We start from the raw sequence: 25255 nt of genomic DNA on the forward strand, positions 1-25255 counted from the left end.
GAGAAACGAATTAGTCTCGATGCACTACCCCGCAGCTCGGAGCACACGTGAACACCGGCCCACGCCATCCCCGATTCGGCTCGCATCGCATCCGTTTTCTGACGATTGCCGGCGCGGTGAGCATCGCCGTGGCTGCGACGGCCCTCCTCGGCGGCTTCCGCCCCCAGCTGTATTCCGTGACGCCCGACGAACCCGGCGACCAGCGCAGCGAGCTCGTCACGACCCAGATCGTCGGCATCCGAACATTCGAGCGGCCAGGTGGCATCACGGTCGACGAAAATGTTGAGTACGGCACCCAGGCGGACGGTGCCGTGCTCACTCTCGACGTGTGCTCGCCGGCGATCACCCCCGCTGCGGAAACGACCCTCGAGGCGGCGCCGCCGATCGTGCTGTCATCGGAGGACGCGGCGGCCGCGCTGCGTCCGGCCGTCATCTCCATCCACGGCGGCAGTTGGGCTCGAGGCGACAAGGGCAACAGCGACTGGCGCGCAGTCTGCGCCTGGCTCGCCTCCGAGGGATTCGTCGCCTACTCGGTGAACTACCGGATGGTACCGGATGCCGTGTTCCCCGCCGCGCTCGACGACGCCGTCCTGGCCGTGGAGTGGGTCCGCGACCCCGTCAATGCGCAGACCCACGGCATCGACCCCGACCGGATCGGCGTGTTCGGCGGCTCGGCCGGCGGCAACCTCGCCGCACTGCTCGGCACCCGCGGTTCCGGGTCGCTGACCACGGGGGCCCGGGTCGCCGCGGTCGCCGAACTCTCCGCGCCGCTCGACCTCAGCCACAAGGCGCTCGTCACGGGCCGGGCCCCCGCGGGGCTGCAGAACATTGTGCGCGACTACGTCGGCTGCGAAACCCTGCGCGACTGCGCCAATGCCACAGCCGCGTCGCCGGCGAGCACCCTTGACCGCAGCGATCCGCCCGTATTCCTCGGCTCGTCGACCGACGAGTACATTCCGCTGTCGCAGGCCACCGGGTATGCGGCGGCACTCGAACGCTCGGGCGTCGCCCACGAGCTCGTGACGGTGCCGGGAACGCTGCACTCGATCGGCATCCTCGACGCAACCATGCGCGAGAAGGTAGCTGCCTTCCTGCACACGACGCTCGGTGAGTAGCCGCGAGGCCGTCTGGCGGCGGCGGGCCGGCGATGCGGCGCGTCCTCGCGGCGCAGGGTAGGAAAGCGGGCACATGTTCTAACGTGCGCCCGCCTCCACAGGGTGCGCCGCGAGCGTTGTGGAGGCCGCGAGCCACGGCAGGCAGCGCGGAGGCGGGGAGCCGAGGGCAGGCAACACATGCGCCGCAGGGCTACGTGCCGCGGATGCGCCGGGAGAGCTGCGCGGCGGTGCCGCCGAGCTGCGCGGCGAGCGCCGGCCAGTCCGCCTCGGCGATGCGCTCGCGTGAGAAGGTGACGGCGATGCCCGCGGCGGGCCAGCCCGCGTGGTCGCGCACGGCGACGGCGACGGATGCCATCCCCTCCGTGATCTCCCCGTCCTCCAGGGCATACCCGTCTCGGCGCACCTGTTCAAGCAGGGTGCGCAGCTCCGCCGTGGTGCGTGGTCCCCGGCCGTGGCGCGTGGCGAAGGCGGCGGCGTTGGGGTACAGCGCCCGCAGCTGGGCTGCCGGCAGCGCGGCGAGGAGCGCACGCCCGCTCGCGGTGAGGTGGCTCGGGAGGCGCACGCCGACATCCGTCACCAGCGACGGGCGACGGGGGGCGCGCTCCTCGACGAGGTAGATCACGTCGCGCCCGTGCAGCACGACGAGGTGGGCGCTCTCACCGAGCCGGTCGACCAGCGCAGCGACGAGCGGACGGCCAAGGTGTGAGAGGGGCTGCTGCCGGGAGAAGCCCGAGCTCAGCTCGAAGGCGGCCAGGCCGAGGCCGTATCGCTGTTCCTCGGGCAGGTGCACCACGAAGCCCTGATCGGCGAGCACCGCGAGCAGGTCGTAAACGCTCGAGCGGGGCAGGCCGAGGGCCGTGGCGATCTGGGACGCCGGCACCGGGCCACGCTGCGTGGCCAGATGGGAGAGGATGCGCAGCGTGCTTTGCGCCGCCGGAACCTTCGACGGGGTCATGCGCCTGCCTCCCGTGAACGGTGTGCGTGAACGGCACCGCTGAATGTCCGGTATCCCGGACAGCATCCACTCTAATCCCGTCGTGCAGGCGGTCCGGCTGGTGTCGAATCGGAGTATGAACCTCGCTAGCGCATCCGTCACCGTGGGTACCGGCCCGATCTCGTTCGCCGACGTCACCGCGGTGGCCCGCCGCGATGCGCCCGTCCTGCTGCCCGCGGCGGCGCGTGAGGGCGTCGCCTCGACCCGCCGCATCATCGAGGGACTCGCGCAGGACGTGCACCCGCACTACGGGATTTCTACCGGATTCGGGGCTCTTGCGACGACGTTCATCGAGAGCGACCGCCGCGCCCAGCTGCAGGCGAGCCTGGTGCGCTCGCACGCCGCGGGCAGCGGTCCCGAAGTCGAGCGCGAGGTCGTGCGCGCGCTGATGCTGCTACGCCTGTCGACTCTGATGACCGGGCGCACCGGCGTGCGGCCCGTGGTCGCCGAGACCTACGCGGCCCTGCTCAACGCCGGGATCACCCCCGTCGTACACGAATACGGCTCGCTCGGCTGCTCGGGCGACCTCGCACCGCTCGCGCACTGCGCGCTCGCGGTGATGGGCGAGGGGCTGGTGCGGGATGCGTCCGGCACCCTGATGGACGGCGGTCTGGCCCTGGCCGCGGCCGGCATCACCCCGGTCGTGCTGGCCGAGAAGGAGGGGCTCGCCCTGATCAACGGCACCGACGGCATGCTCGGGATGCTCGTGCTCGCCCTCGCCGACCTGTCCCGCCTGCTCACGACCGCCGACATCGCTGCGGCCATGAGTGTCGAGGCCCTCCTCGGCACGGATGCCGCCTTCGCCGCCGACCTGCAGGCCCTCCGCCCCCAGCTCGGCCAGGCCACGAGCGCGGCCAATCTGCGCACGCTGCTGGCCGGTTCCCCGCTGCTCGCCAGCCACTCCGGTCCCGACGACCCCACCGTGCAGGACGCCTACTCCATCCGCTGCGCCCCGCAGGTGCACGGCGCCGCCCGGGACACGATGGACCACGCCGCCCTGATCGCCGGCCGCGAGTTGGCCAGCGCGGTTGACAATCCCGTGGTCACCCTTGACGGCCGGGTGCAGTCCAACGGCAACTTCCACGGCGCCCCGGTGGGCTACGTGCTCGACTTCCTCGCGATCGCCGCCGCGGACGTCGCGAGCATGAGCGAGCGGCGCACCGACCGCCACCTCGACGCGAACCGCAACAAGGGACTGCCGCCGTTCCTGGCGCACGAGGTCGGAGTCGACTCGGGGCTGATGATCGCCCAGTACACCGCCGCCGGGATCGTGTCGGTTTTGAAGCGGCTGGCGGTGCCGGCATCCGTCGACTCGATCCCGTCGTCGGCCATGCAGGAGGACCATGTGTCGATGGGCTGGGCGGCCGCCCGCAAGCTGCGGCACTCGATCGACGGCCTCGGCCGGGTGCTCGCGATCGAGGTGATGACGGCGTCGCGGTCGCTCGACCTGCGCGCGCCGCTCGCTCCCGGCGCGGCGACCGGCGCGGTGCGGGCCCTCGTGCGCACGGTGGCCGACGGCCCCGGCCACGACCGGTTTCTCTCCCCCGAGATCGAGGCGATCGTGGGCCTCGTGGCGTCGGGCGCGGTGCGGGATGCCGCGGCGGGCGTGGTCGGGCCGCTGGCCTGAGGCCCCGCAGGCGTCGCAGGGCAGCAAGGCATCCGGGCTGCGTCAATCGCTTGTCGGCCCCTCGGGCCCATGTCATGATGTGACCCGCTAACCCGTTGCAACCGCCCCGGGATTGCCCGTCGATGCCCTGAATCGATGCCCTGAAACAGTGAACTGCGGAGACTCATGAACCTCTCCCCCCGATTTCGTCTCCGCCTTTCCCTGCCCCCGGTCCCGCCGCGGTACCTGGCGACGCCGCTCGCCGCCGCCGTCATCGTCGCCCTCGCGATTTTCGGGACACCCACACGGTCCCTCGCCGACGACGCCCCTATTGCTGCAACGGAGGATCCGGCTGCCGCGGTGCCCGCTGTCCCTGAGACATGTCCCACGCTCCTCTCGACGAATGCCCCGCCGGCCGCGGATCCGGTCGACTCGGTCGCCGCGCCCTGCCCCATCAATGCGCCGACTTCTTCCTCGGTGCCGACGCTCACCCCGACACCCGTCCCCGAGCCCGAGCCCGAGCCCGAGCCCGAGCCCGAGCCCGAGCCAACAATCACCCCTACCCCCACGCTCGAACCGGCACCGGCTCCAGCCCCCACCACGGAGCCGACGGGTGAGCCGACCCCGACACCAACACCCACCACTCCCCCAGCGTTCGGCGAAGAGCCGTCCGCACCCACGAAGCCTGAACCGTCCGCCGAGCCGACTGCACAGGTACCGGCACCGGCAGAGCTGACCGCGGATGCCGGATCCGCCTCAGCCGATCGAGCTGCAGCAGCAGTAGAAGTAGCGCAGGCCGCCGCCTTCTCAGCCCAGCAAGCGGCCGCGGCCGCCCGCACGGCCGAGGCCCAGGCATCCGCCGCCCGGGCAGCAGCAGCAGACGCCCGAACGACCGCCGCCGCCACTCAGGCCACCTACGACGCAGCGAAACTGGCCTACGCCGGGGCAAAGGCCGACTATGACGCCACTGTCGTTCAGGCCGATCTGGTGCGCGACCACGGCGCCGACGCCGCCGCCAGGGCCGAGGCATCCCGGCGGGCGCTGGCGACGCTCGTTCGCGCCACCCTGCAGCGATCGGGGCCCGAGGCCGTGGACGTGCTGCTCGCGGGCAGCAGCGACGGTAATGATTTGCTCACCCGGCTCGCCACGCTCGAAAGCCTGGACCGGCTCACGAACAGCCTCGAAGAGGTGCAGGCCCAGGTCGACGCCGACACGAAACGTGAGAATGCGCTGCAGGACCAGGACGCCGCACTTCGGGCAGCGATCGAGGCCATCCCGCTCGCCGACACCCGCCTCGCTATGGAGGGCGCCCAGCAGGAGCTCGATGCGGCCTCCGCTAAGGTGGCCGATCTCGCGGCGAGCACGCCGGTCGCCCTGGTTCTGACACCGCTGCCCAACCTGGTTCCCGCGGCCGGCACCGACGACTTCGGCGGCCGGCTCCGAGGCCAGCCGAGCAGTGCGGGCTGGGCCGCGCCGGCAGTCGGCTCCCTGACGGATGCCTTCGGTCCCCGGCACGATAAACCGCTGCCTGAGGTGAACGACTTCCACGGCGGCACCGACATCGGCACGGCGTGCGGGGCGGCCGTCTATGCGGCGAGCGCGGGGGTCGTGGCCACGGCAGCACCTCTGGGTACCTACGGCAACTGGATCCTGATCAACCACAGCAACGGTATCGCCACCGGCTACGCGCATCTTGCCGAAGGCCAGACCCTCGTGAGCGTCGGCGAGACGGTCATCGCCGGGCAGGTCATCGCGAGCGTCGGCAGCACCGGGGCCTCCACCGGCTGCCACCTGCACTTCGAGGTGCGAACGGACGGCACCGCCGTCGACCCGCAGCCGTTCCTGGTGCAGCGCGGCGTGCAGTTCGGCTGAGTGCCTCGTGAGCGCGCCAAACTGGGGTCGTTTACGCCCGACGCGGCCGCGCGTGCCGTGCAGATAAACGCCGACCCAAACCACTACATGATCAACTTGGCAGCACATGGCGGAGCACGACGACTGCGACTCGACCGAGCATTGACGAGGCCATGGTCGACGTCCGCCAAATGTTCCTCGACTGGCTCACCAGCCACCTCGCCACTGTCGAGGTCGTCGGAACTAAACCCATACCGTGGTGCGCCCATTGGTGGCTCCACCCGGGAGAAGTCGCCCGGTTCAAGGCCCTCTGGCACGCCATCATTCAAGCCGACGCCAGCGTCATGGACGGCGACCCTGAGCAAGGACACCTCTACCGCCGCAAGGGCACAACCGCCAGGATCGTGCCCGCGTTGATGCCGCCTAAGGCGTGGAATTCTAGCGGGACGCACCGCAGCGACAGTCTCGATACTTAGGTTGTTGCACCCCTGAGATTCCGGGTCAGGTGCCCGATCATTTGTCGACGAGGGTGTTTTCGAAGCTATAGAAGTCGGGCGCGTAGCAGTGCTGCCCGAACTCGCCTGCACGGCCGGAGTTCTCAAACGCTGTCCGCGTCATGGTCAACACCACTGCGCCCTTGGGCAGGAAAAGGAGCAGCGCGCTCTCGGATGCGTTCGCTGCGATGCGCTGCTTCGCGACTGACATAGTCACGCCGCGCGAGCCGGGCGAATGCCTGGCCGACCCGTCCAGGTCCCGCAGGGAACCGCGGTCGTGGCTCGTGCGCCAGCGACCGAAAGGCCTGGGAGCTAATGGCCCCATCGATCCTTCGCGCATGCACCCCGGGCCGTGAAATCAAATTCAGGGGCATCAGTTCCCCAGCACTGGCATCTGCCGTGTAAGTCGCAGCCCTTAGGATTCTTGACACAGAGGTGCACAGCACCCGCACCACCGATCAGAGACGAAATATGAAACTCCTTGCTCCTTCACTTCGCCTGACCATCGTGCTCCTCGGCATAGCGGCGATCGTGTCGACATTCTTCGACACAGCCACCCACGCCACGATCAACCCTTTCAACTTTTTTGGGTTTTTCACGATGCAGAGCAACATCATTGTGGTCATTGTGCTGGCAGTCTCCGCCTTCGTTTCCTTCTCCGGGAGACACCAATCCCTACGTTTGGTATTAGCGCGCGGGTGTGCCACAACCTACATAGTTATCACCGGATTCGTTTACAACTTGCTGCTCGCCGGGCTCGAAGGAGGCGTCTCTCTGGCCTGGGCCAACACCGTGCTGCACGTCGTCCTGCCCCTCTACGCAGCCCTCGATTGGCTGATCTTCAACGACCGCAGCCCACTCCGATGGAACGAACTATGGATTGCCCTCATCTACCCCATCGTGTGGATCATGGTCGTGCTCCTCCGCGGGGCAACCGACGGATGGGTGCCTTACCCCTTCTTGAACCCGGCACAGGGATACGGCATCGTCGCGCTCTATGCCCTTGCTATCGCTGTTGCCACCGTCATTTTCGCCGCCGTCATCTGGACCGTAAGTCGGTTGAACCCCCTTCGCAGCCCCGCGCTGGCAGAGATACGGTAGCCGAACCCCTTACGGTGTTCGGAACCGAGGCGTCCGGTGGCATGACCAATAGCCGTGCATCGTAGGCTCCCCAACCGCTGATTTCGCCGAGGAGGAGGACCACTTCCTCTTGGGTGAGGCTGGGTGAGGCCACTGATCGGCCAGTCGTCGTCGGCCGAGAGGAGTTGGCCAATATGGCCTGCGACTTCTGCGGTAGTCAGCAGAAATGTGGAAAGTCCGTGTTCGCTTCCACCGGCGTTGTAAATTCCGGTGAGGCGTCGGTGTCCGGCACTGATATCTTCTCGAATCACGACTCAACCGTTCAGGAGACAGCCCCAGACCGGCAGCGAGTGCTAGTGTCGCGATGACCTCAACCTGTATCGCACGTAGATCACTTGGTCATAATCAAGTTTCACCACATGTCACGAGCCTCGGCATTTCAGCAGTGGAGATCCTATGTGCAGAACAATGTCAACGGACGCGAGCTATCGAAGCGGACCAGTGCAGTGACGCCGAAGTCTGAGGCATCTGATCAGCAGACGCTGATGCTCAGCATGGCTTCCGGTAATCAGGCCGCGTTCGGCCTGATCTACGACCACTTGAGCGTCACGACGTTTGCGATCTGCAACCACCATCTAAAGACCCCGGCCGCGGTCGACGAGGCCATGCTCGGCCTGTGGCTGTACGTCTGGCAAAATGCGACGAAGTTGTCGGGACTGGACGGGTCGCCTTGGTCCATCATTATTAGGACAGCGGAACACCACGCCGAGTTTCACGCTCAGACCGAGTGCCTGGCCCGAGAAACGGATACCACTCTGCTCGGATGAGTCCCGGTCCCCGGATGGCTCATCAGCACATCAGTGATGAGGACAACGTCGCATGTAAGTTCGATAATTTCGTCCCCGTCACTGCCATTGACCGAGTCGTAGGCGCCGGGTACACACCGGTCAGATCAGACGGACGTCACCCCGGAAAGATCGTATTCGGGATCTTCGCGGCCTGGCCGAATCGGAGCGACCACTCATTTCGGAGCACACCGTTACCGGGCTCGCAGTGGCGCGAGCGAGAGGCAGGTCCGGTGGGTACCATTTCAAGTTCAAGATGACGCCGGGCCAAGATTCTCCAGGCCATAGCTGCGACGGGGCAGAGAAACGAAGGTGGGCTCACCCGGGGAATACGGGCAGCGTCGAAGCGCACTTCGGAGTGTCGCTCAAGTCAAATACTGGCCGCGTCCTGAGTTAACGAGACATTTGCATCGCCGCCTGGTTTCGCTGGCTCCTATTGGCATCCAAAAAAATTTGCCGCCGCGTGCCGCTACTTAGTCACGGTCACTTGCTTGAGAAATCATTTGGGTGCAGTCCGGCAATACGACGTGCATGGTCCTGGAGAGCTGCCTCGCTCAGGGTGTACCAGTATTTGCGAACCGTTCACGCAACGCGTCGAGAACTTGGGGCTTGCTGTGGCCAGCGAGGTCTGCCTCCTCCTGTGCGAGAATCCCCGCGACCTTGTAGTCATCCGATTGAGAGTGCTGGGCCTCAATCGGTTCATTCTGGGTGCTGCCATTGCCATTCATGCTGATCCTCTAATCTCCGAGTTTTGTCGGTAGCGGCGAACGATAAGCGTGACGGCGCGCCGCGCGATCCTCCGAGGAGTCTCTCGGTCCTGGCGCTGCCGTTCGGACGCGATGATGATCAACCTCGAAAGGCGTCTTTGATGTCTTCGCCGGCCTGCTTCAGGTCGGCTTTTGTTTGATTGGCCCTGCCTTCGGCTTGGAGTTTGTCGTTGTCCGTGGCACCACCCGCCGCTTCTTTAGCCATACCGATGACTTTTTCTCCGTCATTCTTGAATTTGTCAGTGCCGCTCAAGTTTTCATTCCTTTCGTTTCCGCAATGATCATATGCATCAACTCGTATGTACACACCTGCGGGGAGTGCACCCGGGGGGCTAGCATGCGAAGCGCATTTTCAGGAAAGCCATCTAGACCGCCAACGCCTGCGTTACCAGGGGCGGAACACGAATGGATACCGCCGATGTGTTGTGGATCGTCGCCGTGATCGTTGTTGTTTTGATGGTCGTCAGCTTGGTTTTCTACGTCGTGCGCCGTTGTGATCAGGAGCTCCGCAAGCGTGACAAGTTGGATCTGCGCCGCGCAAATGCGATAGAAGGCAGACGTGGTCGAACTTGAAGCCCGTGAACACGCAGCACCTGCACCCCGCGCCCGCGCCCGGACAGCCCTCGGCGTGAACGCGGCTCTGAGGTCTATCGGGCGTGGGGGCCGCTGACTCCTAGCCTCAATCCACCGGTGTGCCCCTGAGCGAGTCCTGATTTCGGTTTGGCGGGCTTGGGGAGATTCAAGTGCGGGTGAGGTCTGGGTCTCGCGGCCCGGGGTGATACCTGGCACTCCAGTTGATGCCGATGCTGGCTGGTTGGTTGGTTGGTCCGATTAGGCGGGTTGTCGTGGGCGGAAGTTCTGGTCGAACAGGGCCGTCCAGGGTTTCTCACAGTGCCAGTGCTCGGGCAGGTGCAGCGTAGTGCGCCGCGGGGAGGAGGAGATCCAGGCGGGGACGTTGACCAGCTTCCGGGGGATCGGTGCGGTGGTGCTCGTGCGAGACCCTTTTCAGCGATCGTTGCGTCGGCGGGGCAGTCCCAAACGCCACGACGCACAGGACGAACCACGCTGCGTCGGCGCTGAACACGCCTATATACAGGTGCGCCAAAACGCTGCTTGTGAGATTTGTCGGAACCCCGTTTTCATGTTCCACCGAGCCGGATTCACCGAAATCGTCGCACCTCCCGAACCCGCCCCATGATGAAACAGGCGCTCCTGCAGCGGCGCGCTTGGTGAACTCCGCACCTTTCTATTACGTCATACCTTCTTCAGTGGATCATTTCCCCAGTTCATCAGCGAGTATCGCCATCGTGAGTGCTCGATATCAGAATCCGGTCCCTGTGCCCTGTGCCGCTTCACGTAGCTGACCACCTTATGCATGTGTTCGACATCGGACGCAGTCAGATCGGCTTTCTTCGTTCCAAGAATTGTCACGATCCTGCGACCGGACTTGTGCCCGATGGACTCTCCGCTGCCATCGATTTTTTGTCCGACCTCCTTGGATTCGTCCGTGTCGAGCCACGATTTGATCTCACTGGCGGTCATCGTGACCGCGTCTTTCCAGTCATCCCAGATCTCATCGACATCGTTCTGCTTATCTGCCATAAATCCATCATTGCGGTGATGATGCGCGGCAACAAGGGTCGTTCAGGCTTTGCGTGTGATCTCAACTTTCACGAAGTAGGGTCGAGCCACACATGGCCTTGACCCCGGAGAGTGGACACGGGTTGAGCGGCGAGTTGGATCTCTGCGGCCTGTGACGAGTATTGCATTTCGAAGTCCATTGGCGTGACGTGCCCGATCGAGGAGTGCCGGCGGTAGCGGTCCTCGATCCAGTCCGCGTCGCCGCGGATCGCGCGGGCTCGGGTGGGCCAAACCCGGCGGTAGTAGAACTCGGTTTTCAGGGTCGCGAAGAAGCTCTCGGCCATGGCGTTGTCGCAGCAGATCCCGGTGTATCCCATCGACCGGGTGATGCCATTCTTTGCCGCGAAGAGAATGATCTGTTCCGACGCCCTGGGTGCCACGGTCCGAGTGGACGATCACCGTCGCCGGGCGGTCCCCGCACGGAACCATGGCCATCGTGAGGCATCCTGGATGAGGTCGGTGTGCATGTGGTCCGCGATGGCCCACCCGATGACGCGGCGGCTGTGAGCGTCGATGATGGTGGTCGTCTTCCACTTCTTCGGACAGATGCCCGCCAATCCCAGGCGGCGCATGGTCGCGGCGACGGTTTTGCGGGAGATGATCTCCCCGTCCGCACGTAGATCGGCCAGGATCCCGGGGGCGCCGTAGACCTCGTCGGAATCGCCGTGGAAGAAGGAGACTTTCTGCTCGATGTGCACCCGGCGCATCGACGCCGGCGACGGCGCTCCGCCGATCCAGGCGTAGTAGCCCCAGCGGGAGATCTCGAGGAGGCGGACCATGCGGGTGATGGTGAAGTTGGTCTTCTCCGCCAGCATCAGTTCGAACGCAAGACGCTCGTATCCGATGCTTCCTGGGCGAAGAAGATGGACGCTTTTTTCAAGAACGCCCTGTCCATCTTCAGGTCCGCGTTTTCCTTGCGTAGCCGCAGCAACTCGGCTCGTTCAAACCCCGTCACCTCGGTCTGCCCAGTCTCGTTCCGAGCCTTGAACGCGCTCACCCAGCGGCCCAGAGTGGCCTCGTTGACTCCGAGCTCGCGGGCGACAGTTGCGACAGCCCTGCCGGTGGTTAAAACCAGCTTCACGGCCTCGTCTTTGTACTCAGGGGTGAAGTCCCGACGTGATCTTGCCAAAGTGAACATTCTCTCTTGTGAGGTGTCCACTCGACGGGGTCAGGGCCAGAGCGACTTCCTCGACCATGAAGATGCGCTCTCCCTGGTCGACGCGATGCTGCTGCCAGCCCTGAGCGCCGAAATCGAGGACGGGGCCTGGGACCCATCACAACAACAGTGGGTCCGCCGGAGCTGACCGGTGCGAAACCCGCGACCAAGCCACGAACTTACCGTCACTAGGCGCGGCGGAATGATCAACGGGCGACACGCGGGTGCCGTTATGGCTCGGAGTCCTCCCACTCCAACGATTAGCCCCGGTACTCATGCTCGTCTGTCCTTGGCGATACATGCCGGGGCTTTTTCGTTCGGACTCCCCGGCTCGCGTATTTGCAGCTCGCGAGGTCGGGTTCGGCCTCTATGGACACCCGGCCGTCGACCCCATGCGTCGAATCATAAATGGTGGGGAAGACGTCGCAGGCGTTGGCAACGGCTTCCGTGCTGAGCTCGAAGACGGTGTCCTCGACGCTGGTGCCAGTTGCTGCCTTCTGCGAGATAGCCGCGTCATATTCCGTACCCGATGTGATGGCGGCATGGAAGATGCTGGGGTTGGTGGTGACACCGGTAACGGTTTTCTGCTCAATCAGCTTCCGGAGGCTGCCGGTCCGGAGGCGGCCGCGGGAGAGATCGTCCAGTCAGATGGAAACGCCGGCGTCGCACAGTTGCTGTGCGGGGGTAGTTGTCATGTCATAACTCCTTGGACTCGGGGATTGTCGTCAAGATTGTGCTCCGGACGTGAAACCGGTTAAGGTGGCGCGCAGTGCCGCAGCAGTGTTCAGCGTCGGTCCTTGGGTATCCTCCCTGCCAACCGCCGCTACGCCAGGGCGGCGATGACCCAGCTCGCCCGGTGGGACGCGCCCGGCGACAGCCAGATGAGGTCGGTCCCGGAATTGAAGGCGTCCGGCGCGCAGGTCATCGGCTCGACGGCCAGGCCGAGCCGGTTCATCCCCGGCGTCGGCAAGTCCGCGGTGTGGATCTGTAGCCAGGGGCAGTCCGTTCCCCAACTCATGGCCACGCCGCTGCCGTCGGTATCGCGCAGCTCGACGGTGGCAACGCCGTCGGAGTCGCGCACGAGCCCGGTGAAGGCGTGGTCGATCTGCACAGAGCCGATCGGGCACGGCTGGCGGAAGTCGAACGGGCCGTCGACGACGTCGGCGAGGCCGTCGGGCAACAACCGGTCGGGTGTGACCCGCAAGTATCGCTCGGCTGGAAGGCTGAGCTGCCAGGTGTGCAGCGGCGAGTCGCCTGCGCGCAGGTAGGGGTGCGGGCAGACTCCGTATGGAGCCGTGCCGGTGCCGGCGTTCGTGGCCTCGATTGACGTCGTGAGCCCAACCGGTGAGAGCCAGTAGCGGGCTAGGAGGTCGAGCTGGAACGGGTAGCCGTCGTCGACGGGTAGCCGGAGGCCCAGCACCACCTCGCTGTCACTGTGGTGCACTAGTCGCCAGGCACGGTCGTAGACGAGCCCGTGCAGGGCGCACTCGCGCGAGGGCTCGTTGATCGGCAGCTGTTGGGTCACCCCGTCGAGGTGGTACCGCCCGTCGGCGATCCGGTTGGGCCAGGGCGCGGCGAGCACCCCGCGGAAGTTCACCATCGGCTGATCCTCCGCAAAGCTGACGATCAGGTCCCGTGAGTCATACTGCAGCACTCGCAGGGTGGCTCCGGTCCCCGTCACGACGGCACGGTAGCCGTGGCCGGTGATTTCGTACTGAGCCCCTGAAGGCGCCGCAGCCATCACACCCTCTTCGCTCATGACGACTCGGTCACTCCGCCCGCAGTTCGAGAGCCGTCCAGGAGACCGGCGGAAGAGTGAGCGTGACCACTCCGTTCGCGCACAGCGCCGACGCGTTGGTGGCCAGGCCGACGCGGTCGCGGGCCTCGAGCGTGTTCGCGGCGTAGACATCCGTGTCGCTTAGGGTCTGCACCTCGACGATGCCCACGGGCCCGAGCGCGGCGACATCGATCGTGATCGTCGCGTCCTCCATCTGCGAACGGTTCACCAGGAACACGGATGTCCCCCCGGTCGCCGCGTCGTGGGTCGCGACCGCGTCGACGAGCGGCACGGTGCCGTATACCTCGGTGTCGTAGTGCTCTGCCTCGAGCTTGACCTCGAGGGCGACCCCTGTGGCGAGCCGCGAGGTGACCGCGAACGGGAAGAAGGTCGTCTGCCGCCAGGCCGGCCCGTTCGGCTCGGTCATGATCGGAGCGATCACGTTGACGAGCTGCGCGAGCGACGCGCTCGTCACGCGGTCGGCATGCTTGAGCAGTGAGATCAGCAGGCTGCCGAACACCACGGCATCCGCCACCGTGTAGGAGTCCTCTAGCAGGCGCGGCGCGACCGGCCAATTGTCGATTCCGGTGATCTTGTCGACGCCCTCGAACCGGTCGATATACCAGACGTTCCACTCGTCGAAGGAGATGTTGATGGTCTTGTCGCTCCCCCGAACGGCCTTCACGTGGTCGGCGGTCGCGACGACCGATTCGATGAAACGGTCCATGTTGACGCCGGAGGCCAGGAAGGAGTCGAGGTCGCCGTTCTTCTCCTCGTAGTAGGCGTGGCAAGAGATGTAATCGACGTCGTCATAGGTGTGGCCGAGCACAACGCGTTCCCACTCGCCGAAGGTCGGCATCTGCGCGCTTGAGGAGCCGCAGACCACCAGTTCGACCGATGGGTCGAGCTGGCGCATCCCCTTCGCGGCGCGGGAGGCGATCTTGCCGTAGTCCTCGGCCGAGCGGTGGCCGAGCTGCCACGGGCCGTCCATCTCGTTACCGAGGCACCACATCTTCACGCCGAAAGCATCCCGCTTCCCGTTGGCGATCCGACGTTCGGCGAGGTCCGTGCCGTTGCCGAGGTTGGCGTATTCGAGCAGGTCAAGCGCTTCCGCCACACCCCGGGTACCGAGGTTGACGGCGAGCATGAGCTCGCTGCCGACCTTCTCCAGCCACGACGAGAACTCATGCAGGCCGATCTGGTTGGTCTCGGTGGAATGCCAGGCCAGGTCGAGCCGGGTCGGCCGCGCAGCCCGCGGGCCCACGCTGTCCTCCCAGCGGAAGCCGGAAACGAAGTTGCCGCCCGGGTAGCGGATCGCCGACACGCCGAGTTCCTTGACGAGGTCGATCACGTCTTCGCGGAATCCTTCCGCGTCGGCCGAGGCGTGCCCGGGTTCATAGATGCCGTCGTAGACGCACCGGCCGAGGTGTTCGACGAACGATCCGAACAGGCGGCGGTTGATGGCTCCGACCGTGAAGTGCGGGTCGAGGGTGAGGCTGGCGGTAGACATGGTGTTTCTTTCTTCGTGCTGGTCAAGACGTGGGAGAGTGCGAATGACGGATGTCCGGGGCCCGGGCCGCCGCCTACTTGAGTGCGCCGAGCGAGAGGCCACCCTGCCAGTACTTCTGTAGGGAGAGGAACGCGATGATGAGCGGGAGCACCGAGACGAAGGCCCCCGTGACGATCAGGTTCCAGACCTGTTCGCCGCCGGCTCCGGCGTTGGACAGCGCCTGCCAGTTGTTGAGTCCGACAGTCACAGGCAACAGGTTTGGGTCGCTGAGCACGGCCAGCGGCAGGAAGAAGTTATTCCAGGTACCGACCACCGAGAGCAGCAGTACCGTGACGATGGCGGGCCGCAGCAGCGGCAGCGCCACCTGGAAGAAGGTGCGCAGTTCGCCGGCTCCGTCAACGCGGGCGGCGTCGAGCAGTTCATCCGGAATGGCATCCTGCGTGTAAACCCTCATCAGGTAGACGCCGAAAGGACTCAGCAGCGAGGGCAGGATGACGGCCCAAATCGTGTTGACCAGGCCGAAGTTGCTCAGCAGCACGAAGGTCGGGATCACAAGCGCCGTCATGGGCACCATCACGGCGCCCAGCAGCAGCGAGAAGAAGGCGTTGCGCCCGCGGAACCGGTACTTCGCGAAGCCGTAGCCGGCGAGCACCGCGAGGATGGTGGCGCCGATTCCGCCGGTGAACGCGTAGAAGAATGAGTTGCCCAACCAGCGCCAGTAGATGCCGCCCTGGTGTTCGAACAGCCCCGCGATGTTGTTCCACAGGTTGAAGTTCTGATCGAACCAGAGCGGCCCACCAGTACCACTGAAGAGCCCAGCGGTGTCCTTGGTCGCGGCCACGGCGAGCCACCACAACGGGGTGATGAAGTAGATCACGAGGATGAGCAACAGGACGTGCGACCCAATCCGTCTGCCACCGTCGCGCGTGGTGTTACGGCGGCGTACGAGGGAGCCTGAGTCGACCTGGCTGGGCTGCACGGCGGCATCCCTCCGGGGCGTGAGAATCGCCATTATTTGAGTCCGCTCTGCTTGCGGGTGAGGAAGAGGAAGAGATAGGAACCGATGAAGACCACGATGCCGAGCGCGAACGAGATCGCCGCGGCGTAGTTGAACTGGCTGTAGGAGAAGGCAAGCGAGTACGCGTACATGTTCGGTGTGTAGGAGACAGGAATGGCACCCTGGGCGACGGCGCGCAGCACCTGCGGTTCGGTGAAGAACTGGAGGGTGCCGATCAGGGAGAAGATCAGCACCATCACCATCGAGGAGGAGATCATCGGCACCTTGACTCGGAGGGCGATCTGCCGGCCATTCGCGCCGTCCAGCCGGGCGGCTTCGTAGATCGCCGGGTCGATACCGCGGAGGGCTGCGTAGATGATGATCATGTAGTAGCCGGCCCACTGCCAGGTGACGATGTTGACGAGGCTCGCGAAGATGCTGCCCTGGGACAGGAAGTCGGGCGCGGCGAGGCCGACGAGGCCGAAGATATCGGTGGCCGGTCCGAAACGGGGGCTGTAGAGGAAGCCCCACATCAACGCCCCGATCACGACGGGGATGGCGTAGGGCACGAAGATCATCAGTCGGGAAAACTTCGACAGGGCGGTGGAGAGGTTGTCGAGCACGAGCGCAGCCACGAGGGCGACGATCATCTGGGCGGGGATCATAATCAGCGCGAACTGGCCGACCCGTCCGAGTCCGCCGAGGAAGATCGGGTCGGTGAAGGCTTTCACGTAGTTCGCGAACCAGGTGAAGGTCGTGCCGGTGGCTAGGGTGCTCGTGTGCAGGCTCATCCAGAACGCGTAAGCGAGCGGTGCCACCAGGAAGGTGAGGAAGACGATACCGAACGGGGCTACGAACAGCCAGCCCCAGCGTTGGCGCTTGCGGTCCATCAGATCGATGCTGTTTCTTCGCGGCTTCCGAACCGGCAGCGGCGGGGCCGCCTTGGTGGCCGCAGGCGTGAGTGCCATGAATTCATCCTTTTTCCAAGCGAAGCCCAGATGGGCTGAGGGATGCTGTCGGCCAGCCAGTGCGACCGGCCGACAGCGGGTGCGGTGTGAGCCGCCTTACTTGGCGACCGTGAACCCCTGCTCGGCCGCGTACTTCACGAGGGTGGCCTGCAGGTCGTCGAGCGCCTGCGAACCGTCCTGTTCGCCCTGCACCATGGAGTAAAGCTCCTCGGTGAGCTGGTCGTAGGCGTAATTCTGGAACGGGCTGAACGTCGCGCCGCCGTAGCCGGCAGCCGCAGTCAGGAAGACCTCCTTGTTGATCTGCTGTCCACCGAAGAACGGGTACTCAAGGTTGACGAAGTATTCGGAGTCGAGCATCGGCGTGTAGGAGGGGAACAGTGCGCCCTTTTCGACGCCGATCTTCCACGCCTCGTCTGTGCCGAAGATCTCGATGGCTACCTGGGCGGCGAGCTCCTTGTCCGTGGCCTGGCTGGTCACGGCGAAGGTCGAACCACCCCAGTTGACCTGCACAGGGTTGGCCGTGTCCCACTGCGGCAGCGGGGCGACGCGCCAGACGGCCCCCGTGTCGGCGTCGGAGAGCCCCTGCAGATAGCCGGGTCCCCACGCCGCGGCGAGGTAGACGGCGTAGGTGCCGTCGACCAGGCTGGTGTTGTAGTCGGCGGTGAAGGCGTCGTCGGTTGTGACAAGACCCTTCTGTACGAGGTCGTTCCAGTAGTTCAGCACGTCCTTCGATCCCTGGTCGTCAACGGCGATGCCAATGTCGATCGGGCTAGTCGAGTCGTAGGTGAACGGCACAGATCCGGCCTGGGCGAAGAGAGCCTGGTTGAAGGCCCGGCCGTTGGTGGGGAAGTTGACGAGCACGCCATCGGAGCCGGCGGTCTTGAGGGCCTGCGCCGCGGTCGCGAACTCGGCCCAGGTGGTGGGAACGGGAATACCGTACTGGTCGAAAAGATCCTGTCGGTAGAGCATTCCCATCGGGCCGCCGTCGACCGGGATGGCATAGACGGCGTCGCCGCTCGACGCGTCCTTCCAGGAGCCCTCGGTGTACTTGTCCTTCACGTCGTTGGCGCCGTATTCCGTGAGGTCGACGAGGGCATCGCGGATGGTAAAACTCGAGAGCACCTCGGACTCAAGCATGATGACGTCCGGGGCGCCGGACTTCGACTCGATCGAGGTGGAGAACTTGGTGTATTCATCGTTGCCCTGGCCGGCGTTCGTCCAGCAGACCTGCACGTCGTCGTGGCTGGTGTTGAACACGTCTACGACCTCTTCGAACGCGGGGTACCAGGCCCAGACCGTGACCTGGGGTGCTTCCTTATTCACGATCTTGTTCGTGCAGGAGGCTTCCGGCTTCGACTTCGATGCGGCGCCATCGGCGGAGCATCCGGTGAGTGCGGCGGCGGCGACGGCGATGACGCCGATCGCGGCCATGAACTTGACCTTCATGTTTTTTGGTTTCCTCTCACGGTGGTGGAACACCGTTGTTCGTACTGTGATCAGCGCGCGAGGCGGCTGAGTGGTGCAGGAGTTGGTGCGGTCAATCCGAGACACCAGCGGGGGGCGCGGGCCGTTGCTGGCAAATTTACAACGTTGTAGGTAAACGTTGTAAATTTATCATTGCGAGTCCAGAGGCTTGCTGTCAAGCGAATTGCCGAGATTTCTCCGAGTACAGGCGGTCAAGCGGTGAGGGACACCGTGGACTCACGTTCAACCACGCGGAAATCGGCCAGCACCTCCCGGGGCGGGGCGGCCGGGTTCGTCTCCGCGATGCGTTCGAGCAGGATTCGCACGGCGGTCTCGGCAATCTCCTCCCGGCCGGGATCGACGGTGGAGAGGGTCGGCAGGCTGTACTGGGCCTCGTCGAGGTCGTCGAAGCCAATCGTCGAGACATCCTCCGGGATGCGCAGACCTGCCTCCTGCATCACCCGCATGGCGCCGAGGGTCAGGGTGTCGTTGAGCCCGAAGACGGCATCGAATCGCACCCCCGACGCGAGGAGGTCGCGCATCGCGGACGCGCCGTTCGATCGGTGCCACAGCGTCGTATTTCCGACCAGGGCAGGGTCGAACGGGATGCCGGCAGCCTCAAGTGCCTCGCGGTAGCCCCGAAGACGCAGACCGGCCGATCCGATGATTTCCCCCTCGTGCGCGCCAATAATGGCGATGCGCCGGCGCCCCTGACTGATCAGGTGTTCGGTCGCGGCCCTCGCGGCGTCCACGTTGCGCATCGTGACGTGATCCGTCGGGCCACCGAAGATGCGCTCACCCAGCAGCACGAGCGGATAGCCCACCCGCAGGTACTCGGAGTCGTCGCTGTCCATGCCGAGGGCGCTGAAGAGCAGGCCGTCGGTCATCTGTCGGCGCGGGCTGGAGAGCAGCTCGATCTCCCGTCGGCGGTCGCCACCGGTCTGTTCGATCAGCACGGTCATGTGGTGGCGCTCGGCGGAGCGGATCACGGCGTCCGCGAGTTCCGCGAAGTAGCTGAGCGACAGCTCCGGCACGGCGAGCCCGATCACACCCGTGCGCCCGGAGCGCAAACTGCGGGCCGACAGGTTGGGCTGATAGTCGAGTTCCGCAATCGCCTCAACGACGCGCTGCTTGGTCGACGGCCGGATGTGTGGGTAGTCGTTGATGACATTGGAGACCGTCTTGATAGAGACCCCGGCGATCCTCGCAACGTCGTGCAGCGTTGCCGCCATGAGGACTCCTTAAGTGTGCGATTGACGAATGCGTCGACATCCGACCACATTTTACAACGTTGCATCTACCGCCCGCACGGTCAGGTCAGGGGTGCGGGGTCGCAGTGCTCCCCCGAACCATCAGCTCGGGTTGAATGACGGGGATCAGCTCCGCGGGCTCGCCGCCCATCAGGCGAAGCACCCGCTCAACCGCCAGCCGGCCGACCTCGTTGAAGTCGAGGCGGACGGTCGTGAGGCTCGGCTGGAAGTAGCGGGCCTCGCTCATGTCGTCGAAGCCGACGACGCTCACATCGCCGGGTACCTGGACGCCCCGCTCGTAAAGCGCTTTGATCACGCCGAGGGCCATCGAGTCGTTGGCCACCAGAACCGCGGTGATAGAGGAATCATCGGCGATCTCCAAGCCTGCCCGGTAGCCGGAATCGGCCGTCCAGTCGTCGGTACGAAACTCGGGATTGACCGTGCGGTGGTGCGCAGCGAGTTCGGACAGCCACCCAGCACGCCGCGCCTCCGAGGCCATCCAGCCGGGTGGGCCTCCCACGTGCCAAACGGTTTCGTGACCCAGCCCGATCAGGTGCCGGGTTGCCAGTCGCGCGCCGAGCACATCGTCCATCGACACGGCCGTCGAGCTTGCCGGTGAGCCCTGTTCGAACCGCACGATCGCAACGTCGGGGTCCAGTGCCCGCAGCACCTCGACGGCTGCCGTCATGGGGGCGAGCACGATGATCCCATCCACCGCGTCCGCGACGAGCGTGTCCAGCGCGGCACGAATGTCGGCCGAATCGACCTGGGGAATGCTCACCAGGCTCGTGGCGTAGCCGTTGCGCCGCGCCTCCTCGGCAATCCCGAAGAGGACCAGGGCTGAACCGTGCACCGGGAGGGAGTAGGAGACCACGCCCAGGTTCATGGACCGGTTCGTGGCGAGGGCGCGTGCGGCGGAATTGCGGTTGTAGCGCAACTGCGTGATGGCCCGTTCGACCCGTTCGCGCACGTCCGGACTGACATTGTTGTGTTCATTGACGACGCGAGACACAGTCTGTTGCGACACTCCGGCGAGTTTCGCCACGTCGATCATGCGCACGCTGCGGCCGCCCGGTCGAGGTTCCCTGCCCATGCGCACCCCCTCCCGAAAAGAAAATCCCCGATTCAGACATGTTAGCGCACCATGCCTGGTGTCATAAAGGCCTGAAGGGAGCGGATATCAGCACCGTCAATGGCAGACTTGTCAACCTGACAGGGCGCCCATCATCGATTGACAGCACTTGATAGTGCGCTAACATTCACTAACGCCAACAGTTATCGACGGTGAATCTCAGACGAAGTTGACGTTCTGTATCCGCGTGCCGGCAAGGGAGTCGATTCATGAGTGAGACCGCAGCACAACCAGATGCGCAGACACCAACCGGCGCCGAGTCCTACGTCATAGGTGTTGACTACGGCACCCTTTCCGGCCGGGCGGTCGTCGTGAGGGTCTCGGACGGCGCCGAACTCGGCTCGGCCGTGCTCGACTATCCCCACGCAGTCATGGACACCACCCTTGCTGCCACGGGCGCGACGCTGCCGCCGGAGTGGGCGTTGCAGGTTCCGCAGGACTACGTCGCCGTGCTGAAGAGCGCCGTGCCGGCCGCCATCGCCAACGCGGGCATCGACCCGGCCCGCGTCATCGGCATCGGCACCGACTTCACCGCCTGCACCATGGTTCCCGTCGTCGCCGACGGCACCCCGCTGAACGAGCTGCCGGAGTACGCCGGGCACCCGCACGCCTACGTCAAGCTATGGAGACACCACGCGGCACAGCCCCAGGCCGACCGGATCAACCAGCTCGCGGCCGAGCGCGGCGAGAGTTGGCTGCCACGCTATGGTGGCCTGATTTCCAGCGAATGGGAGTTCGCGAAGGGCCTCCAGCTGCTGGAGGAAGACCCGGAACTTTACGCCCGGATGGACCATTGGGTCGAGGCGGCAGACTGGATCGTCTGGCAGTTGACCGGCCACTATGTGCGCAACGCCTGCACCGCCGGCTACAAGGGCATCCTGCAGGACGGCGCTTACCCCGGCGAGGATTTCCTTGCCGCTCTCAATCCCGGCTTCGCGCGGTTCGCCGTCGACAAGGTGGCTCATGAGATCGGGCAGTTGGGCGCATCCGCCGGCACTCTTTCCGCGGAGGCCGCCGCCTGGACCGGACTGCCGGAGGGCATCGCCGTGGCGGTCGGCAACGTCGACGCTCACGTCACCGGCCCGGCCGCCCAGGCCGTGCTGCCGGGCCAGATGGTGGCCATCATGGGCACCTCGACCTGCCACGTGATGAACTCGGACCGGCTCGCGGAGGTTCCCGGCATGTGCGGGGTCGTCGACGGCGGCATCGTCTCCGGACTCTACGGCTACGAGGCCGGGCAGTCCGGCGTGGGCGACATCTTCGCCTGGTACGTCAACAACCAGGTCCCCGCCCGCTACTTCGCCGCGGCGGAGGCGGCGGGCCTGAGCGTGCACCAGCACCTCACCGAGCTGATCAAGGACCAGCCCGTCGGCGGGCACGGGCTGATCGCCCTCGACTGGCACAGCGGCAACCGCTCAGTGCTCGTCGACCATGAACTCTCCGGCCTCGTGCTGGGCACGACCCTCACCACCCGGCCCGAGGAGATATACCGGGCCCTGCTCGAGGCCACCGCATTCGGCGCGCGCACGATCGTCGAGACCTTCAACGCGAGCGGCGTGCCGGTGACCGAGTTCATCGTGGCCGGTGGGCTACTCAAGAATGCCTTCCTGATGCAGACCTACAGCAATATTCTGCGGATGCCGATCTCAACGATCGACAGCGAGCAGGGGCCCGCGCTCGGCTCGGCCATCCACGCGGCGGTCGCCGCCGGCGCGTACCCCGATGTGCGCGCGGCCGGCCAGGCCATGGGCAAGCTCAACAAGAACGTGTACACACCCAACGACGAGTCGGCGACGGCCTACGACAAACTGTTCGCCGAGTACACGCTGCTGCACGACTACTTCGGCCGGGGCGCGAACGACGTGATGCACCGTCTGAAGGCGCTGAAGCGTGAGGCGGGTGCATCGCTGCACTCGGCGGCGGTGCCGGCATGAGCCGCTTCGGCCCCACCGTCGACGCCGCTGTCATTCGTGTCCGTGAGGACGTCGCCCGCCTACACGGCGAGCTCGCCCGCTACGGGCTCGTGGTCTGGACCGGCGGCAACGTCTCCGGCCGGGTGCCCGGCGCCGACCTCTTCGTGATCAAGCCCAGCGGCGTCGACTACGCCGACCTCACGCCCGAGAACATGATCCTGTGTGACCTCGCGGGCGCCGTCATTCCCGGCTCCCCCGGTTCCGACCGGTCGCCATCGAGCGACACCGCCGCGCACGCCTACGTCTATCGCAACATGCCGGAGGTGGGCGGAGTCGTGCACACGCACTCCACTTACGCCACAGCATGGGCCGCCCGCGGGGAAGAGATCCCGTGCGTGATCACGGCGATGGCCGACGAATTCGGCGGCCCCGTGCCCGTCGGCCGGTTCGCTATCATCGGTGACGACACCATCGGCCGCGGCATCGTCGACGCCCTCACCGGCCACCGGTCCCGCGCGGTGCTGATGCAGAACCACGGCCCGTTCACGATCGGCAAGGACGCCCGCGACGCCGTCAAGGCCGCCGTGATGGTCGAGGACGTCGCCCGCACCGTGCACCTCGCCCGCCAGGGCGGAGACCTCATCCCGATCCCGCAAGCCGCGATCGACTCCCTCTTCAACCGCTATCAGAACGTCTACGGACAAGCACCGCAAGGAGCACTGCGCTAATGCCAACACTCACCACCACCCTCGATCACTACGAAGTCTGGTTCCTCACCGGAAGCCAGAACCTCTACGGCCAGGAGACCCTGCGTCAGGTCGCCGAGCAGTCCAGGACCATCGCCGACGCGCTCGGCGCAAGCAGCGACATCCCGGTGAAAATCGTCTGGAAGCCCGTGCTCACCGACTCGGACTCGATTCGCCGCGCGGCGCTCGACGCGAACTCGGATGACCGGGTGATCGGCCTGATCGCGTGGATGCACACCTTCTCACCCGCGAAGATGTGGATCTCCGGGCTCGACGCCCTGACCAAGCCGCTGCTGCACCTGCACACCCAAGCCAACGTCGAACTGCCCTGGAGCGAGATCGACTTCGACTTCATGAACCTCAACCAGGCCGCGCACGGCGACCGTGAGTTCGGCTACATCCAGACCCGTCTCGGCGTGTCCCGCAAGACTGTCGTCGGCCACGTCTCCAACCCGGCCGTGACAAACCAGATCGGCACCTGGACCCGCGCGGCCGCCGGTTGGGCCGCGTCCCGCAGCATGAAGCTCGCCCGCTTCGGCGACAACATGCGCTACGTCGCCGTCACCGAGGGCGACAAGACCGAGGCCGAACTGCGCTTCGGGGTGCAGGTGAACACCTGGCCGGTCAACGAACTCGCCGAGGCCGTGCACGCGGCGACGGATGCCGAGATCACCGCTCTGGTCGCGGAGTACGAAGACCTCTACGACGTGGCCCCCGAATTGCGCGTGGGCGGCGAACGCCACGAGTCGCTCCGATACGGTGCCGCGATCGAGATCGGACTCAAGTCCTTCCTCGAGGCCGGCGGCTTCAGCGCCTTTACCACTAGCTTCGAAGACCTCGGCGCGCTCCGCCAGCTGCCGGGCCTCGCCGTGCAGCGGCTGATGGAACAGGGCTACGGCTTCGCCGGGGAGGGCGACTGGAAGACGGCCATCCTCGTGCGCGTGGCCAACGTGATGGGCGCCGGCCTGCCCGGCGGTGCGAGCCTGATGGAGGACTACACCTATGACCTCACCCCCGGGGACGAACTGATCCTCGGTGCCCACATGCTCGAAGTAAACCCGGCGCTCTCAACCGAGAAGCCCACACTCGAAATCCACCCGCTCGGAATCGGCGACCGCGAAGACCCCGTGCGCCTGGTCTTCAACGCCGCCCCCGGCCCCGCCGTCGTGGTCGCGATGAGTGACATGCGCGAGCGGTTCCGACTCATCGCCAACGTGGTCGAGGTCGTCGAGCCCACCGAGGCACTCCCGAAGCTCCCGGTCGGCCGCGCCGTCTGGCGCCCCGCGCCCGACTTCGCCACCTCCGCCGCCGCCTGGCTCACCGCCGGCGCCGCCCACCACACGGTCATGTCGACTGCCGTCGGCATCGAGGTCTTCCAGGACTACGCCGAGATGGCTCACACCGAACTCCTCCTGATCGACCAGTCCACGACACTGCGTGACTTCGGCCGTGAGGTGCGATGGAACCAGGCATACTACCGGCTGGCGCAAGGACTGTAGCTCCGGGGCGAACACGGGACTCCCGCCTCAGCTTGGCGGAGGTTTCGCCGGTCTTACCGTTCGAGGCCGGCGGCACGGGTACGAGGGTCGTCGGTCGATTTCGACTCGTCGCCGCGGGTAGCCGGGCGGGCCTTTACGGTCAGGCCGGCAGCGCGCATCGCGCACCTCGTCGAGCGCGGTAGCCGGCATCTGCTGGCCGGCCCCGCACTTGCTCGGCGGCGCGCTCTGAGCCTGCTTCTCTTGCAGGTCCGCCACTCGTACCGCGAGCTCCGCGCCAACGCTGCGCTCATGGTACGCCATCAGGGATGGCCTGGGTTTGGGTCGGTTCAACCTTGTACCGGTCACGGAACACGTCGACTTCGGCGGCAAGGCGCACCCACTCCTGTCGGCGGGTGCTCTCGGTCGGGATGTCTCCGAACGGACCGCGGGGCGGTCTGAAAGTCGCGCGAT

25 protein-coding genes and 2 pseudogenes are annotated in these 25255 nt (G+C 65.7%); 12 read left to right on the forward strand and 15 right to left on the reverse strand.

Annotated elements, in window-relative coordinates:
• The first annotated feature begins 47 nt into the window (after window positions 1–47).
• Window positions 48–1115 carry an alpha/beta hydrolase gene (locus tag E3O47_RS05050; protein WP_134419706.1) on the forward strand — a complete coding sequence of 356 codons (1068 nt, stop codon included), beginning with the start codon at window positions 48–50 and terminating at the stop codon, window positions 1113–1115.
• A 190-nt stretch (window positions 1116–1305) separates the two neighbouring features.
• Here E3O47_RS05050 and E3O47_RS05055 read toward each other — a convergent pair whose 3' ends face one another.
• A complete protein-coding gene (locus E3O47_RS05055; protein WP_134419708.1) occupies window positions 1306–2070 on the reverse strand; it encodes an IclR family transcriptional regulator in 765 nt (254 codons plus the stop codon).
• A 115-nt stretch (window positions 2071–2185) separates the two neighbouring features.
• Here E3O47_RS05055 and hutH point away from each other — a divergent pair, with 115 nt between their 5' ends.
• The 3 genes from hutH (at window position 2186) to E3O47_RS05075 (ending at window position 6042) form a co-directional block, all read left to right on the forward strand.
• Window positions 2186–3736: a histidine ammonia-lyase gene (hutH, locus tag E3O47_RS05060; protein ID WP_134419710.1), complete on the forward strand. Its 1551-nt coding sequence runs from the start codon at window positions 2186–2188 to the stop codon at window positions 3734–3736.
• Window positions 3737–3901: 165 nt separating this feature from the next.
• Window positions 3902–5587: a M23 family metallopeptidase gene (locus tag E3O47_RS15890; protein WP_166785325.1), complete on the forward strand. Its 1686-nt coding sequence runs from the start codon at window positions 3902–3904 to the stop codon at window positions 5585–5587.
• 152 nt (window positions 5588–5739) lie between these two features.
• Window positions 5740–6042, forward strand: coding sequence for a DUF4913 domain-containing protein (locus E3O47_RS05075; protein WP_104102593.1), 303 nt, complete (start codon window positions 5740–5742; stop codon window positions 6040–6042).
• A 37-nt stretch (window positions 6043–6079) separates the two neighbouring features.
• On the opposite strand, the gene E3O47_RS05080 is transcribed toward E3O47_RS05075, so the two are convergent.
• Entirely contained in the window at window positions 6080–6271 is a 192-nt protein-coding gene (locus tag E3O47_RS05080) for a hypothetical protein (RefSeq protein ID WP_104102596.1), read from the reverse strand.
• A 260-nt stretch (window positions 6272–6531) separates the two neighbouring features.
• Here E3O47_RS05080 and E3O47_RS05085 point away from each other — a divergent pair, with 260 nt between their 5' ends.
• The 3 genes and pseudogenes from E3O47_RS05085 to E3O47_RS16460 form a co-directional block, all read left to right on the forward strand.
• Window positions 6532–7161, forward strand: coding sequence for a Pr6Pr family membrane protein (locus tag E3O47_RS05085; RefSeq protein WP_104102598.1), 630 nt, complete (start codon window positions 6532–6534; stop codon window positions 7159–7161).
• A 533-nt stretch (window positions 7162–7694) separates the two neighbouring features.
• A complete protein-coding gene (locus tag E3O47_RS05090; RefSeq protein ID WP_134419716.1) occupies window positions 7695–7967 on the forward strand; it encodes a hypothetical protein in 273 nt (90 codons plus the stop codon).
• 143 nt (window positions 7968–8110) lie between these two features.
• Window positions 8111–8223, forward strand: a pseudogene (locus tag E3O47_RS16460) (recombinase family protein); the annotation flags it as partial.
• Window positions 8224–8831: 608 nt separating this feature from the next.
• Here the strand turns inward: E3O47_RS16460 and E3O47_RS05100 are convergent.
• Entirely contained in the window at window positions 8832–9005 is a 174-nt protein-coding gene (locus E3O47_RS05100; protein WP_134419718.1) for a CsbD family protein, read from the reverse strand.
• A gap of 152 nt (window positions 9006–9157) precedes the next feature.
• Between E3O47_RS05100 and E3O47_RS15895 the strand changes: the two genes are divergently transcribed.
• Window positions 9158–9325 carry a hypothetical protein gene (locus E3O47_RS15895; protein ID WP_158250303.1) on the forward strand — a complete coding sequence of 56 codons (168 nt, stop codon included), beginning with the start codon at window positions 9158–9160 and terminating at the stop codon, window positions 9323–9325.
• 681 nt (window positions 9326–10006) lie between these two features.
• On the opposite strand, the gene E3O47_RS05105 is transcribed toward E3O47_RS15895, so the two are convergent.
• The 4 genes from E3O47_RS05105 to E3O47_RS05120 form a co-directional block, all read right to left on the reverse strand.
• Window positions 10007–10354: a DUF3140 domain-containing protein gene (locus E3O47_RS05105; protein WP_104102610.1), complete on the reverse strand. Its 348-nt coding sequence runs from the start codon at window positions 10352–10354 to the stop codon at window positions 10007–10009.
• Window positions 10355–10422: 68 nt separating this feature from the next.
• Window positions 10423–10773 (reverse strand): integrase core domain-containing protein, encoded by a 351-nt coding sequence (locus E3O47_RS05110; protein WP_134401819.1) that lies wholly within the window; start codon window positions 10771–10773, stop codon window positions 10423–10425.
• A 15-nt stretch (window positions 10774–10788) separates the two neighbouring features.
• Window positions 10789–11208 carry an IS3 family transposase gene (locus E3O47_RS05115; protein WP_134401820.1) on the reverse strand — a complete coding sequence of 140 codons (420 nt, stop codon included), beginning with the start codon at window positions 11206–11208 and terminating at the stop codon, window positions 10789–10791.
• Window positions 11208–11531, reverse strand: coding sequence for a transposase (locus E3O47_RS05120; protein WP_134401821.1), 324 nt, complete (start codon window positions 11529–11531; stop codon window positions 11208–11210). Before E3O47_RS05120 ends, E3O47_RS05115 begins: the two co-directional genes overlap by 1 nt.
• Window positions 11532–11544: 13 nt before the next feature.
• Here E3O47_RS05120 and E3O47_RS15900 point away from each other — a divergent pair, with 13 nt between their 5' ends.
• Window positions 11545–11697 carry a hypothetical protein gene (locus E3O47_RS15900; protein ID WP_158250304.1) on the forward strand — a complete coding sequence of 51 codons (153 nt, stop codon included), beginning with the start codon at window positions 11545–11547 and terminating at the stop codon, window positions 11695–11697.
• Between the two features lie 202 nt (window positions 11698–11899).
• Here E3O47_RS15900 and E3O47_RS05125 read toward each other — a convergent pair.
• From E3O47_RS05125 to E3O47_RS05160, 8 genes and pseudogenes are all read right to left on the reverse strand, one after another.
• Window positions 11900–12193 (reverse strand): annotated as a pseudogene (locus E3O47_RS05125) (transaldolase family protein); the annotation flags it as partial.
• 179 nt (window positions 12194–12372) lie between these two features.
• A complete protein-coding gene (locus tag E3O47_RS05130; RefSeq protein WP_241976907.1) occupies window positions 12373–13308 on the reverse strand; it encodes an aldose 1-epimerase family protein in 936 nt (311 codons plus the stop codon).
• Window positions 13309–13318: 10 nt separating this feature from the next.
• Window positions 13319–14836 (reverse strand): alpha-N-arabinofuranosidase, encoded by a 1518-nt coding sequence (locus E3O47_RS05135; protein ID WP_134419720.1) that lies wholly within the window; start codon window positions 14834–14836, stop codon window positions 13319–13321.
• A gap of 73 nt (window positions 14837–14909) precedes the next feature.
• Entirely contained in the window at window positions 14910–15848 is a 939-nt protein-coding gene (locus tag E3O47_RS05140; protein ID WP_134419722.1) for a carbohydrate ABC transporter permease, read from the reverse strand.
• Window positions 15848–16801: a sugar ABC transporter permease gene (locus tag E3O47_RS05145; protein ID WP_233191503.1), complete on the reverse strand. Its 954-nt coding sequence runs from the start codon at window positions 16799–16801 to the stop codon at window positions 15848–15850. The genes E3O47_RS05140 and E3O47_RS05145 overlap by 1 nt, the downstream gene beginning before the upstream one ends.
• A 96-nt stretch (window positions 16802–16897) precedes the next feature.
• A complete protein-coding gene (locus tag E3O47_RS05150; protein ID WP_104102630.1) occupies window positions 16898–18247 on the reverse strand; it encodes an extracellular solute-binding protein in 1350 nt (449 codons plus the stop codon).
• Window positions 18248–18477: 230 nt separating this feature from the next.
• Complete coding sequence (locus E3O47_RS05155; RefSeq protein ID WP_134415594.1) at window positions 18478–19497, reverse strand: LacI family DNA-binding transcriptional regulator; 1020 nt, start codon at window positions 19495–19497, stop codon at window positions 18478–18480.
• Window positions 19498–19582: 85 nt separating this feature from the next.
• Window positions 19583–20608, reverse strand: coding sequence for a substrate-binding domain-containing protein (locus E3O47_RS05160; RefSeq protein ID WP_233191504.1), 1026 nt, complete (start codon window positions 20606–20608; stop codon window positions 19583–19585).
• A 248-nt stretch (window positions 20609–20856) separates the two neighbouring features.
• On the opposite strand from E3O47_RS05160, the gene araB reads away from it, so the two are divergent.
• From araB to araA, 3 genes are read left to right on the forward strand one after another with little or no spacing between them, the layout of a single operon-like run.
• The gene (gene araB, locus E3O47_RS05165) at window positions 20857–22581 is read left to right on the forward strand and encodes a ribulokinase (protein WP_134401824.1); all 1725 of its coding nucleotides are present in this window, start codon (window positions 20857–20859) and stop codon (window positions 22579–22581) included.
• Window positions 22578–23288, forward strand: a complete 711-nt coding sequence (locus E3O47_RS05170) for an L-ribulose-5-phosphate 4-epimerase (RefSeq protein ID WP_134401825.1) — start codon at window positions 22578–22580, stop codon at window positions 23286–23288. The genes araB and E3O47_RS05170 overlap by 4 nt, the downstream gene beginning before the upstream one ends.
• Window positions 23288–24805, forward strand: coding sequence for an L-arabinose isomerase (araA, locus tag E3O47_RS05175; RefSeq protein WP_104102641.1), 1518 nt, complete (start codon window positions 23288–23290; stop codon window positions 24803–24805). The genes E3O47_RS05170 and araA overlap by 1 nt, the downstream gene beginning before the upstream one ends.
• Window positions 24806–25255 lie beyond the last annotated feature (450 nt).

Source organism: Cryobacterium sp. TMT2-17-1 (assembly GCF_004402765.1).
Taxonomy (GTDB): domain Bacteria; phylum Actinomycetota; class Actinomycetes; order Actinomycetales; family Microbacteriaceae; genus Cryobacterium; species Cryobacterium sandaracinum.

Coding starts and splice junctions, on each gene's coding strand:
- E3O47_RS05055 (WP_134419708.1), bottom strand. CDS start 2,070: ATGACCCCGTCGAAGGTTCCGGCGGCGCAAAGCACGCTGCGCATCCTC.
- hutH (WP_134419710.1), top strand. CDS start 2,186: ATGAACCTCGCTAGCGCATCCGTCACCGTGGGTACCGGCCCGATCTCG.
- E3O47_RS15890 (WP_166785325.1), top strand. CDS start 3,902: ATGAACCTCTCCCCCCGATTTCGTCTCCGCCTTTCCCTGCCCCCGGTC.
- E3O47_RS05075 (WP_104102593.1), top strand. CDS start 5,740: ATGGTCGACGTCCGCCAAATGTTCCTCGACTGGCTCACCAGCCACCTC.
- E3O47_RS05080 (WP_104102596.1), bottom strand. CDS start 6,271: ATGTCAGTCGCGAAGCAGCGCATCGCAGCGAACGCATCCGAGAGCGCG.
- E3O47_RS05085 (WP_104102598.1), top strand. CDS start 6,532: ATGAAACTCCTTGCTCCTTCACTTCGCCTGACCATCGTGCTCCTCGGC.
- E3O47_RS05090 (WP_134419716.1), top strand. CDS start 7,695: ATGGCTTCCGGTAATCAGGCCGCGTTCGGCCTGATCTACGACCACTTG.
- E3O47_RS15895 (WP_158250303.1), top strand. CDS start 9,158: ATGGATACCGCCGATGTGTTGTGGATCGTCGCCGTGATCGTTGTTGTT.
- E3O47_RS05105 (WP_104102610.1), bottom strand. CDS start 10,354: ATGGCAGATAAGCAGAACGATGTCGATGAGATCTGGGATGACTGGAAA.
- E3O47_RS05115 (WP_134401820.1), bottom strand. CDS start 11,208: ATGCTGGCGGAGAAGACCAACTTCACCATCACCCGCATGGTCCGCCTC.
- E3O47_RS05120 (WP_134401821.1), bottom strand. CDS start 11,531: ATGTTCACTTTGGCAAGATCACGTCGGGACTTCACCCCTGAGTACAAA.
- E3O47_RS05130 (WP_241976907.1), bottom strand. CDS start 13,308: ATGAGCGAAGAGGGTGTGATGGCTGCGGCGCCTTCAGGGGCTCAGTAC.
- E3O47_RS05135 (WP_134419720.1), bottom strand. CDS start 14,836: ATGTCTACCGCCAGCCTCACCCTCGACCCGCACTTCACGGTCGGAGCC.
- E3O47_RS05140 (WP_134419722.1), bottom strand. CDS start 15,848: ATGGCGATTCTCACGCCCCGGAGGGATGCCGCCGTGCAGCCCAGCCAG.
- E3O47_RS05145 (WP_233191503.1), bottom strand. CDS start 16,801: ATGGCACTCACGCCTGCGGCCACCAAGGCGGCCCCGCCGCTGCCGGTT.
- E3O47_RS05150 (WP_104102630.1), bottom strand. CDS start 18,247: ATGAAGGTCAAGTTCATGGCCGCGATCGGCGTCATCGCCGTCGCCGCC.
- E3O47_RS05155 (WP_134415594.1), bottom strand. CDS start 19,497: ATGGCGGCAACGCTGCACGACGTTGCGAGGATCGCCGGGGTCTCTATC.
- E3O47_RS05160 (WP_233191504.1), bottom strand. CDS start 20,608: ATGGGCAGGGAACCTCGACCGGGCGGCCGCAGCGTGCGCATGATCGAC.
- araB (WP_134401824.1), top strand. CDS start 20,857: ATGAGTGAGACCGCAGCACAACCAGATGCGCAGACACCAACCGGCGCC.
- E3O47_RS05170 (WP_134401825.1), top strand. CDS start 22,578: ATGAGCCGCTTCGGCCCCACCGTCGACGCCGCTGTCATTCGTGTCCGT.
- araA (WP_104102641.1), top strand. CDS start 23,288: ATGCCAACACTCACCACCACCCTCGATCACTACGAAGTCTGGTTCCTC.